Source organism: Thiohalocapsa sp. (assembly GCF_022340605.1).
Lineage (GTDB): Bacteria > Pseudomonadota > Gammaproteobacteria > Chromatiales > Chromatiaceae > Thiohalocapsa.
Genome location: NZ_JAJDNQ010000158.1, coordinates 21,117 through 31,979, shown reverse-complemented (window position 1 = coordinate 31,979; position 10,863 = coordinate 21,117). Strand labels below are relative to the sequence as shown.

Here is a 10,863-nt window from a genome sequence, read left to right as displayed (position 1 = left end):
GGCTCGCGCTGGTGTACGGCACCCTGGGGGCGGACGGCGCCTTCGCGCTGGATGCCGAGGGCAACATCGAGCGCGTGCGCCCCGGCGCCAGCGTCGAGGTGGTGGACGCGGTGGGCGCCGGCGACGGCTTTGCTGCGGTGCTGATTCTGGGCCTGCTCAGCGGCTGGCCGCTGGCCGAGACCCTCACGCGTGCACAGGCGTTCGCCTCCGCCATCGTCGGGCGGCGCGGCGCCACCATCCAGGACCCGGCCTTCTATGAGGCATTCGCCCGCGAATGGGGCCTGAGAGGGAGCTGACATGGCACCGCGCGAGCAATGACCTGCCGCCGTCGACCGCTCTGACCCGGTCGATCGTTCGCGCGAGACCGGGGCCCATTGTCCGATTCGACTCCGACAACGGCCACGGCCGCGCCGGCGGTCGCGCCGCCCAGCATCACCACCCGGCATCGCCGCGCATCCCGACCGCACAATCCCAGCAACCGGAACCATGCCAATGGAGACCGAGCCCCCCAACACCCGCATCCCGGCACTCGCCGCCTACCTGCAGGAGCACCGCAGCCAGGCGCATCGGCTGCTGTACCACATCGTCGGGCTGCAGCGACCCTTCCTGCTGCGCAGCGACCTGACCGACGCCTGCGACTATCTGTGCCACGAGGACCCGGCGCTCGGCGAATCGGCCCTGTCCCAGGCGCTGCACCAGTGCGAGGAGGCGGCCACCGATGCGTCCTGGGTCTATCTCGCGCTGCGCCAGCGTGTCGCCCGCTGGGACTACGCGCGCATCCACCTGGAGACCATGGACCTGCAGAAGGTCAGCGTCGCCGAATACCTGGCGTTCAAGGAGCACCTCGCCACCGGCGGCCACGAGGACCCGTTCGGCCTGGAGATCGACCTCGCGCCCTTTTACCGTGATCAGTACAAGCTCAAGGAGGCCGAGTCCATCGGCCGCGGCGTGGAGTTCCTGAACCGGCGCCTGTCCAGCCGGCTGTTCGAGGAGATCGGCAAGGGCGACCAGCGCTTGCTGAGCTTCCTGCGCATGCACAGCTATCGCGGCCAGCAACTGATGCTGAACGACGGCATCAACAGCGTCGCCGAGCTGCGCAATGCCCTGCGCCAGGCGCTGCTACCGTTGCGCCGGCGGCCCACGCATGCGCCCTACGCCGACGTTGCCGCGGACCTGCGCGGCCTGGGCTTCGAGGCCGGCTGGGGCGCCGACGTGGAACGCATCCGCGACACCATGAGCCTGCTCCTGGACATCCTGGAGGCACCATCGCCGCGGGCGCTGGAGGAATTCCTGGGGCGCGTGCCCATGATCTTCTCCATCGCCATCCTGTCGCCGCACGGCTGGTTCGGGCAGTCCAACGTGCTGGGCCGGCCGGACACCGGCGGCCAGGTGGTCTACATCCTGGACCAGGTACGCTCGCTGGAGCGCGAGATGCAGCGCCGCCTGGCCGAGCAGGGGATCGATATCGAGCCGCGCGTGATCGTGCTCACCAGGCTGATCCCGGAGGCCGACGGCACGCTGTGCAATCAGCGCCTGGAGCCCATCGCCGGCACGCGCAACGCGCTGATCCTGCGCGTGCCCTTCCGCACCGCGGCGGGCGAGGTGCTGCCACACTGGGTATCGCGCTTCCACATCTGGCCGTACCTGGAGCGCTATGCGCTGGACGCCGAGCGTGAGCTCCTCGCGGAGCTCGGCGGCCGGCCGGACCTGATCATCGGCAACTACTCGGACGGCAACCTGGTGGCGTCCTTGATGTCGCAGCGGCTCGGGGTGAGCCAGTGCAACATCGCCCATGCGCTGGAGAAGACCAAGTACCTGTACTCGGACCTTTATTGGCGCGACAACGAGGAACGCTACCACTTCTCGGCCCAATTCACCGCGGACCTGATCGCGATGAACACGGCGGATTTCATTATCGCCAGCACCTACCAGGAGATCGCCGGCACCGACGACAGCCTGGGCCAGTACGAGAGCTACGCCCGATTCACCATGCCGGGGCTGTACCGGGTGGTCGCCGGCGTCGATGTCTACGACCCCAAGTTCAACATCGTCTCGCCCGGCGCCAACGAAGACATCTACTTCCCCTTCACCGACGACGAGCGACGGCTCAGGCACCTGCTGCCGGAGATCGAGGACCTCGTCTACGGCGGCGAGCGCCCGGGCGACACCCGCGGCGTGCTCGCCGACCGCGACAAGCCACTGCTGTTCACTATGGCGCGACTCGACCGCATCAAGAACATCACCGGGCTGGTGGACTGGTACGGGCGCTCACCCGCGCTGCGGGAGCTGACGAACCTGGTGGTGGTGGCCGGCCACGTCGACGCCGGGCGCTCGGGCGACGACGAGGAGCGCGAGCAGATCGGCGTCATGCACGACCTGATGAGTCATCACGGCCTGGACGGCCAGGTGCGCTGGCTCGGCATTCATCTCGAAAAGCAGCTCGCCGGCGAGCTCTACCGCTACATGGCGGACCGCCGCGGTGCCTTCGTGCAACCGGCGCTGTTCGAGGCCTTTGGCCTGACGGTCATCGAGGCCATGAGCAGCGGCCTGCCCACCTTTGCCACCTGCTTCGGCGGCCCGCTGGAGATCATCGAGAACGGCATCTCGGGCTTCCACATCGACCCGAACCACGGCGATGCCTCCGCCGAGACCATTGCCGATTTCTTCCGCCGCTGCGGCGAGGAGCCGGACCTGTGGCAGACGCTCTCCGATGCCTCGCTCGCCCGGGTCGAGGCACGCTACACCTGGCGGCTCTACGCCGAGCGCATGATGACCCTGGCGCGGGTCTACGGCTTCTGGAAATACGTGACCGACCTGGAGCGGGCCGAGACCCGACGCTACCTGGAAATGCTCTACGGCCTCCAGTACCGGCCGGTGGCAAAGGCAATGGAGGGATGAGTCCGCGGCCGCGCCCCACTCATCGAAATCAAAATCCGCACCAACATCGACATCGAACCCGACAACCGCACCAGCGCGTCGTTCAGGCCGACGCAGGAGGCCCGACGGTCAGGACGATTGCGGCGGGCACCGTGGCGGGCTCCGTTCCCCATCCCGGCCTACCGCAGCGTTTCACCTAACTTTGCTCTTGTTGTCGTGATCGTTGTCGTTGTCGAATATCCGACCACGACAACGATCAGAGACTTCGACCTGGTTCCTCGGCTCCGCTACCACCCGGGTTGGCGCCCTGCAAAATTGCCTGAAACGGGGTACTGCCGGCACCCCCGACGCCAGCGGCCGCGCCTCAGGCGGACTCCACGACCTCCTGCGCCTTCGCCCGCAGCAGCGCGTCGGCACGGAAGAGACCGATCAGGGTCTTGGCGTCGGTGATGGTGCCGTCGGTGCAGCGGGCGAGCGCGTCCGCCAGCGACACCCAATGGACCTCGATGACCTCGTCGGGCTCGTGGCCCAAGTCGACCTCGCTCAGGCCGCGGGCCAGGAACAGATGGATCACCTCGGCGAAGACCCCCGGCGAGGAATGCATGCGCCCGAGGGAGTCCCAGCTTGCGGCCACCACGCCCGCCTCCTCGGCGAGCTCGCGCTCGGCGGTGACCGCCGGCGGCTCGCCGAGATCGATCTTGCCCGCCGGCAGCTCCCAGAGCCAGCCGCCGGCCACGTACCGGTACTGGCGCAACAGGCAAACGCGGCCACGATCGTCGATGGCCACCGCCGCGGCACCGCCCGGGTGACGGATGACCTCCAGTTCCACATCGCGGCCTGTGGGCAAACGGACTCGCTCCAGGCCCACGTCCACGACCTTGCCCTGATACACGGTGCGCCGCTCGCCATCCACGGCGGCTGGGTTATCGGTGAGTGCCATGCGGACCTCCTCCACCCCGACTTGGAACAACCACTGGGGCGAAAGGCCAATGCTACCAGCCCACGGCATCCGGCAGCGCATCGGGCTGATCGGCCGTAGCCTGATCGGTCGGTCGGGCCGCTGGCACGGCACTCACGCGTGACGGCCGGTGATCCAGCGCAAAACGGTCACCCGGCCTGGCGATGCGCAGCCCCGCGGCGGCGAGCTCCGCGCCAGCCTCGGCGGATTCGTAGTGGTAGAGCGCCATGCGGGCGAGCTGTTCCGGCTTGTACTCGCGGCGCAGGTCTTCGACCCCGGTGTGGGACGGATTGCCGTGCAGCGCACAGTCGTGAAAGATCCATTCGCCGCGGGTGGCATAGCGGTTCAGCACCTCCGGGATGGGCCGAGTATCACCGGTGTAAAGAAAGACGCCCTCGAGCGCGAGGCCGAACGCGGACAGGTGCTCATGGTGGCGCGCGGGGAACACCGTGAATTCCAACTCCCGGTGCCAGAAGCGCTCCGACACCGGCACCAGTTGAAAGACATCCCAAAAGTTGCTGCCGCCCTCGGCGAGCAGGTTCGGATAGTCCGCGAGCCGCCGCTGCAGGGTCGGGATCAGAGACACCGGCACATACAGCTTCACCGGGTGCGTCACCGACACGGCGGTGGCGAGCTTGTAATAGAGCCCCTCCAACCCACCGATGTGGTCCAGGTGAGCGTGGGTGATGAACACGGCGGGCGGCAGCCGGCGATAGACGTCGGTGAAGATGTCCAGGGTCGCCGGACCGCAGTCGATGAGCAGTAGCGGCTCGCCCGCGGCCTCGAGCACGGCGGAAGACGAACCGAGCGCCAGGGCGCGGGCGTTGCCGACGCCGAGAAAATGCAGTGCCAGATCTCTCATGAATTAAGTGCCGATGAGATGCGCAGGCGATGCGCGATGCCGTATCAGGCTCACGGGGCAGCATCCTTGTCCGGTTGGCTTGTAGAATTGTCCAGGAACTGTCCAGATGGGGTCGCCGGGCGCGATTTCGGGCGCGGATTGCGCAGCCGGACCCTCGTACCCCGTTTCAGGCAATTTTGCAGGGCGCCAATCCGGGTGGGAGCGGAGCCGAGAAACCAGGTCGAAGTCTCTGCTCGTGCTCGTGCTCGTGGTCGTGGTCGTGGTCGTGGTCGTGGTCGTGGTCGTGGTCGGATACTCGACAACGACAACGACAACGAAAGCAAAGTTAGGTGAAACGCTGCACTCGGCCCAGTCAGACGACACGCGGCCGGGGGCAGCAGTCCGGAGCGCTCCGGCACCACCAACCGTTAGGATACACATCTGGGATGACGACAAGATTGCGGTCTGCCTGACATTGTCCGCCTGCCTAACGATGCCGATGGTGGGCCAGATGGCGGCGTCCCGACGGACCAGCGCGGATCAGTGCACCAGCCGGAGCCACCGACATGAGCAACCCCGAGCAACAACCGACGCGCGACTGGCATGGGCTCGACGAGGATGAGCAAACGGCGCTGCGCGTCGCCTTCGGACACGACCTGGACAGCCTGCCGCCGACCTGCTCGCTGGAAACCAAGATCGCGCGCTTTCGCGCTTGGCTCGCCAAGCGCGGCATCGACTATCGTGATACCCCCTGAGCAGCTTGACAATACCCTGCGTCAGGTAACTTATCCGTAACGATCCAACAATAGAATCCGCCAGTTAGCCGCAACGAGCTGCATGGGAGCGACATGGCCACTGTACTCATCGTGGACGACGAGCCGGACATCCGCGAAGTGATCCGCTTCGCGCTGGAAGAGAGCGGCTTTCGCGCGCTGGAAGCCGGCCACGCGGACGAGGCGCGCAAGCTGCTGGGCGAGAGCCCCGACCTCGTGCTACTGGACTGGATGCTGCCGGGCCGCTCCGGGCTGGAGCTGGCCGAACAGCTCAAGCAAAGCCCCAAGACACGCGGTATGCCCATCATCATGATCTCGGCGCGCGGCGAGGAAGAAGACCGGGTCAAGGGGCTCGACACCGGCGCCGACGACTACATCACCAAGCCTTTTTCGCCGCGGGAGATGGTGGCGCGCGTCAACGCCGTGCTGCGCCGCGCCAAGCCGGGCGAGGTCGCCGACGAGATCGAGATCGGCGGACTTGTCATCGACAACGTGAGCCACCGCGTCAGCGCCAACGGCACGGCCATCGACATCGCCCCCACCGAGTACCGGCTGCTACATTTCTTCATGACCCACGCCGATCGCGCCTTCAGCCGCTCACAGCTCTTAGACCAGGTCTGGGGCGACCGGGTCTACGTGGAGGAGCGCACCGTGGACGTGCACGTACGCCGACTGCGCAAGGCGCTGGCCCAGACCGGACACGAGCACCTGTTGCAAACCGTGCGCGGCGTCGGCTATCGGTTCTCGGGCAAGTGAGCGCGGCCCACCGACCGCAGCGCCTGAAGCGGCGGCGCTGACGTGCGGCCTGGTGCCATCGGCTTCGAGCTTGCGCTGGTGCTGACGGGTGCGGTGGCCACGGGCCTGTTGTGGCTCGCTGGCCTGCCGCTCGCGGGTGCGGTGCTGCTGGTGCTGAGCCTGTACCTGCTGCGCCAGCTCTATTTCCTGTGGCGGCTGACGCGCTTCATTCAACGTCAGCATCGACTGGCCCCGCCGTTCCCGGCCGGACTCTGGGGCGAGGTCTACCGTGCCGTGGGCCGCTACCAGCAGCGCGCGCGCAAGGGGCGCAAGCGTCAGCTCCGCTTCCAGCGCCGCTTCCGTGAGGCCGCCAACTCGGTGCCGGACGCCCTCGTGGTGCTGAACAAGAGCCAGCAGATCGAGTGGGCCAACCCCGCCGCCGAGACGCTGCTCGGCGTGCAGTGGCCCGATCACGAGGGCAAGCTACTCACCGAGGTCTGCGAGCAGCGCGGGCTCGCCGATTACCTGGACGGCGGCGACTACACCCGCCCGCTGGAGGTGGCGGCGGAGCAGAACCAGTCCATCATGCTGTCCATCCGCATCGCCCCCTTCGGCGAGCGCAAGCGCCAGCGGCTGGTGGTGGGCAGGGACATTACCAAGATCTTCCACTTAAACATGATCCGGCGCGACTTCGTCGCCAACGCCTCCCACGAGCTGCGCACGCCGCTGACGGTGATCGCGGGCTTCGTCGAGAACCTGCTGAACTCCGCGTTGACGGCGGAGCCCCACCGCAGGCCGCTGTCGCTGATGGAGCGGCAGACCAACCGCATGCGCTCCATCATCGAAGACCTGCTGACCCTGTCGCGGCTGGAGATGGACGACACGGCGAGTAACCTGGCACCGGTCAACCTGCCGCAGGAGATCGAGCAGGTGGTGGCCGATGCCCGCACCCTAAGCGACGGCAACCACGAGATTGCGCTGGACGTGGACGCGGACCTGATGCTGATCGGCAACCAGTCGGAGCTGCGCAGCGCGGTGTCCAACCTGGTGTTCAACGCCGTCAAGCACACCCCTGCCGGCAGCCACGTGCGCATCGCTTGGCGCGACGAGCCGGGTGGGCCAGTGCTGCGCGTCAGCGACGACGGCCCGGGCATCGCCCCCGAGCACATTCCGCGCATCACCGAGCGCTTCTACCGCATCGACAAGGCACGCTCGCGGGCCTCCGGCGGCACCGGGCTCGGGCTCGCCATCGTCAAGCACGTGCTGAACCGGCACGATGCCGAGCTCAGCATCGCCAGCGACCCGGGACGGGGCACCTGCTTCACTTGCCGCTTTCCGCCGGCCAGCCGCTTGCGCCGGGAAGACCCGCAGCGCGACACGCGCGTGCTGGGCTCCGCCTGAAACCGACGGCACCCGGCCACTGGCCGCGGTTGCCCTGACACGGGCTTGGCGCCAGCCGGTAGCGTCTTGGGCGTGAACAGCGAGCATCCGCCGCGCTACGCGCAGCGAAGGCTGAACGATTCGCACCAGGGGCGCCACGCCACGACGAGCACGCCGGACTATTCGTTGCGCCTGTTGCCCTTGCCCGTTGCGTCAATCCGTGCGAGGGTCGTCCGGTCAGCCGGCCGCTTGCGCCGGTGTCAGCGCCTTAATGGACAGCGCATGCAGCTCGCCGCTGGCGATCTGCGCCCGGACGGTATCCATCACCAGGCGTTGCTTCTTGATGGGCGTGAGGCCGTCGAACGCCTCGCTGACGACGATGGCGTCGAAGTGGGCACCATCCCCGGTAACCGTGACCTCGGCGCCGGGCAGGCCGGCACGGATGAGGGCTGCGACTGCTTCTGTCTCCATGGGATCTGTCTCTCGTTGTCTCGGACGCGGCAGTGACTGTCTGCCACGCTTGCGAGCAACAACATGGGGACGAGGCCGGCTTGGCTCCAACAGCCGTGGGTGCCGCCCCTAATGGATATGACCGGCTTAACCGATGCGGACCGAGGGCAGCGGGGCGGCGCGAAAAAGCGAGAACCGGATCACAATACCGGCGCGAAAGCTCCGCATGCCGCCCCGGCCATCGTTGCCGCGGAACGAGATCACCGCGGCAGCGGTTGCCTCAATCGCTGAGCGCCTGCAGGTAATTGACCTTGAACGCCTCGCGATCGTCCTTGACGGACGGATCATAGCCTTGCGCGATCATCTTTTCCTTCATCCACTTGGGCAGCACCCCGCGCACGTAGACATTGTCCGGGTTTTCCGGATCGACGTAACGGGTATAGTTGCGATTGCCCTTCTTCATCGGCGACGCGCGACGACGCTTCGGTGTCACCAGATCCAGGATCTCGTCCATGTCGTAGCCGCGACTCGTGATCATGTCGCGGATCTCCTGCGCCAGCTCGGACTTGGCCTCGTTCCAGCGCTGATACAGGGCTTTCTCCAGATTGGCCTTGCTCTGCTCAACCTCTTGCAACTGGGCTTGCAACTCATCGACGCTCAGGGTCTTGTAATCCAAGGAAAACCTCCGGGATTCTAAAGTTTCTGCTCAAAAAAACCGTCACGGCCCGATGTCATCGAACGTGGCGGAGTCAACTCGCCAACAACGCCGCAACGAGAGCCAAGATGCTATTCGCACCAAGCACCCAATGCCGGTGTAGAACCGGTTGCAGCGGCGACGCTCAGCAAAAGGCGGCGGGGCTCGGGTGACGAAGCCACATGGGTCTGCCACGGCAGGCCGCCGCCGACAGGGAAGCACACTAGCGAACATCCTGGGGAACATCCCGAGGAACATCCTGGCGAGCAACCTGAGGAGTCATCCTCAATTGCCAGAGTCCCGCCAGCAATGACGTCGACAACGCCATCAGCCCCTGTCACTAAACACCACGATCGCTGCAACGCCGGTTCCCGGTCTGCCGCGGCGCGGTGGACAAAGTGTAGACGCCCCGCGCCTTTCTCGAAACTTTATAGCAGCGAATAGAAAAGTCAATAGGCTGCGCCAGATTTGCAATAAAATGCTGGGCACTCACGTGCCGTCGGCATGTCGGGCGTCACTAGCACAAGGGCCGTGTGCGGCAAGCGGGCAGGAAGCTTTGCGCGGCCGGTGCTCAGCGCAATCCCTCCTTCAATGCGTGCTCTGTACGTTTGGGCTCAGCGCCGCATCGCCGGCAAATGACATTTGTCTCGACCGGCGTTGGAGAGGTTCCGCCCTAGAGCAGGAAGAGTGTCGCCAATCCAAGAAAGGCGAGAAAGCCCACCACGTCCGTCACCGTGGTGAGGATGACGCCACCGGCAAGTGCCGGATCAATGCCCAGGCGTTCGAGCAGCAGTGGCAGGAGCGCACCGGATAGCGTCGCGACAAGCAGGTTGATGGTGATGGCGGCAGCGATGATCAGGGCTATGTTGGTACTGCCAAACCACACCCACGCAATGACCGCAACCACAAGCGCCCAGACGGCGCTGTTGATCACCGAGACGGCCATCTCCTTGCTCAACAGCCAGCGCATGTTCTTCGCGCTGAGATGGCCGGTTGCGATGCCGCGAATCGCCAGGGTCAGAGTTTGGGTACCGGCGATCCCGCCCATGCTGGCCACCACGGGCATGAGCACAGCCAGCGCCACCACCTTTTGTATCGTCGCCTCGAAGCGGCCGATGACCCACGCCGCGAGAAAGGCCGTCAACAGGTTCACGCCGAGCCAGAGGGCACGCCGCCGCGCACTGAGCAGCACGGGGGCGAACATGTCTTCGGTTTCGCTGAGACCGGCCTGGCCCAGGAATTGATGCTCGGCCTCCTCGCGAATCAGGTCCATGACATCGTCGACCGTGATACGTCCAAGCACATCTCCGTCTTCATCCACGACCGGGGCGGATACGAGATCCAGTTGCGCGAAGCGGTTTGCCACGTCCCGGGCGTCAAGGGTGGCGAGCATGGGCTGCACCTGCAAGGTCATGACCTCCGCCACCGAGTCGTCCGGATCATTGGTGAGCAGATCGGTCAGATACAGCACGCCCAGATAGCGGCCCTCGCGGTTGACCACGATGAGGTTGTCGGTCAGGTCCGGCAGACCCTCCTTGAGGCGACGCAGATAGCGCATGACGACGTCCAGGGTCACCTCCGGGCGCACGGTGACCGTATCCGTGTTCATCAGGCCGCCAGCGGTATCTTCTGGAAAGGCAAGCGCCGTCTCCAGCCGCTCGCGGCGCTGCTCGTCGAGGGAGTTGAGCACCTCGCGGGTGATGGTGGCCGGCAGGTCCTGCACCAGGTCTGCAAGGTCGTCGGTCTCCAATCCCTCTGCGGCGGCCAGGATGCGGGCGGGCGCCATATCGCGCAGCAGCTCTTCGCGCAGGTCGTCGTTGAGGTACAGCAACACCTCGCCCTCGGACTCGTCGTCCACCATGCTCCACACGAGCTTGCGCTGCTGCGGTGGCAGCGATTCGAGCACATGGGCCATCTCCGCCGGATGCAGCGCGTTGAGCATGCGCTTGGCCTTGACCACGGAGCCGGAGTCCAGCACCGCGTGCAAGGCATCGAGGCGATCGACCTCCGCGGCGGATCCGACTTCGGCGTTCATCAGGGCTCCGAGGGCTGCGACGGACGGAAATGCGGCCGGATTACGGGCACCGGCGCGAGCGACCGCGCAGTGTAGCAGCCTACGACTGAAGGTCGCAGCAAGTTACCGGAGACGAGCGTC

At 66.2% G+C, this 10,863-nt stretch carries 10 protein-coding genes; 5 read left to right on the top strand and 5 right to left on the bottom strand.

Annotation, left to right across the window (positions count from 1 at the left end; all coding sequences use genetic code 11):
• The coding region (locus LJE69_RS19605; protein ID WP_296927749.1) for a PfkB family carbohydrate kinase at nt 1–296 on the top strand (296 nt) is incomplete at its 5' end.
• 196 nt (nt 297–492) lie between these two features.
• Nucleotides 493–2,898, top strand: a complete 2,406-nt coding sequence (locus LJE69_RS19600) for a sucrose synthase (RefSeq protein ID WP_296927748.1) — start codon at nt 493–495, stop codon at nt 2,896–2,898.
• 343 nt (nt 2,899–3,241) lie between these two features.
• Here the strand turns inward: LJE69_RS19600 and LJE69_RS19595 are convergent, their stop codons facing one another.
• Together LJE69_RS19595 and LJE69_RS19590 are read right to left on the bottom strand one after the other, a co-directional pair.
• The gene (locus tag LJE69_RS19595) at nt 3,242–3,817 is read right to left on the bottom strand and encodes an NUDIX hydrolase (RefSeq protein ID WP_296927747.1); all 576 of its coding nucleotides are present in this window, start codon (nt 3,815–3,817) and stop codon (nt 3,242–3,244) included.
• A 52-nt stretch (nt 3,818–3,869) separates the two neighbouring features.
• Nucleotides 3,870–4,697 carry an MBL fold metallo-hydrolase gene (locus tag LJE69_RS19590; RefSeq protein ID WP_296927746.1) on the bottom strand — a complete coding sequence of 276 codons (828 nt, stop codon included), beginning with the start codon at nt 4,695–4,697 and terminating at the stop codon, nt 3,870–3,872.
• Nucleotides 4,698–5,242: 545 nt separating this feature from the next.
• Between LJE69_RS19590 and LJE69_RS19585 the strand changes: the two genes are divergently transcribed.
• From LJE69_RS19585 to phoR, 3 genes are all read left to right on the top strand, one after another.
• Entirely contained in the window at nt 5,243–5,431 is a 189-nt protein-coding gene (locus LJE69_RS19585; RefSeq protein WP_296927745.1) for a hypothetical protein, read from the top strand.
• A gap of 93 nt (nt 5,432–5,524) precedes the next feature.
• Nucleotides 5,525–6,205 carry a phosphate regulon transcriptional regulator PhoB gene (gene phoB / locus LJE69_RS19580; RefSeq protein ID WP_296927744.1) on the top strand — a complete coding sequence of 227 codons (681 nt, stop codon included), beginning with the start codon at nt 5,525–5,527 and terminating at the stop codon, nt 6,203–6,205.
• 42 nt (nt 6,206–6,247) lie between these two features.
• Nucleotides 6,248–7,585, top strand: a complete 1,338-nt coding sequence (gene phoR, locus LJE69_RS19575) for a phosphate regulon sensor histidine kinase PhoR (RefSeq protein WP_296927743.1) — start codon at nt 6,248–6,250, stop codon at nt 7,583–7,585.
• A 216-nt stretch (nt 7,586–7,801) separates the two neighbouring features.
• Here the strand turns inward: phoR and LJE69_RS19570 are convergent, their stop codons facing one another.
• The 3 genes from LJE69_RS19570 to mgtE form a co-directional block, all read right to left on the bottom strand.
• Nucleotides 7,802–8,035, bottom strand: coding sequence for a BolA/IbaG family iron-sulfur metabolism protein (locus LJE69_RS19570; protein WP_296927742.1), 234 nt, complete (start codon nt 8,033–8,035; stop codon nt 7,802–7,804).
• Between the two features lie 259 nt (nt 8,036–8,294).
• On the bottom strand, nt 8,295–8,690 hold the full coding sequence (locus tag LJE69_RS19565) for an H-NS histone family protein (RefSeq protein WP_296927741.1): 396 nt from the start codon (nt 8,688–8,690) through the stop codon (nt 8,295–8,297).
• Nucleotides 8,691–9,381: 691 nt separating this feature from the next.
• Complete coding sequence (gene mgtE / locus LJE69_RS19560) at nt 9,382–10,743, bottom strand: magnesium transporter (RefSeq protein WP_296927740.1); 1,362 nt, start codon at nt 10,741–10,743, stop codon at nt 9,382–9,384.
• Nucleotides 10,744–10,863: the final 120 nt, after the last annotated feature.

Coding starts and splice junctions, on each gene's coding strand:
- LJE69_RS19600 (WP_296927748.1), top strand. CDS start 493: ATGGAGACCGAGCCCCCCAACACCCGCATCCCGGCACTCGCCGCCTAC.
- LJE69_RS19595 (WP_296927747.1), bottom strand. CDS start 3,817: ATGGCACTCACCGATAACCCAGCCGCCGTGGATGGCGAGCGGCGCACC.
- LJE69_RS19590 (WP_296927746.1), bottom strand. CDS start 4,697: ATGAGAGATCTGGCACTGCATTTTCTCGGCGTCGGCAACGCCCGCGCC.
- LJE69_RS19585 (WP_296927745.1), top strand. CDS start 5,243: ATGAGCAACCCCGAGCAACAACCGACGCGCGACTGGCATGGGCTCGAC.
- phoB (WP_296927744.1), top strand. CDS start 5,525: ATGGCCACTGTACTCATCGTGGACGACGAGCCGGACATCCGCGAAGTG.
- LJE69_RS19570 (WP_296927742.1), bottom strand. CDS start 8,035: ATGGAGACAGAAGCAGTCGCAGCCCTCATCCGTGCCGGCCTGCCCGGC.
- mgtE (WP_296927740.1), bottom strand. CDS start 10,743: ATGAACGCCGAAGTCGGATCCGCCGCGGAGGTCGATCGCCTCGATGCC.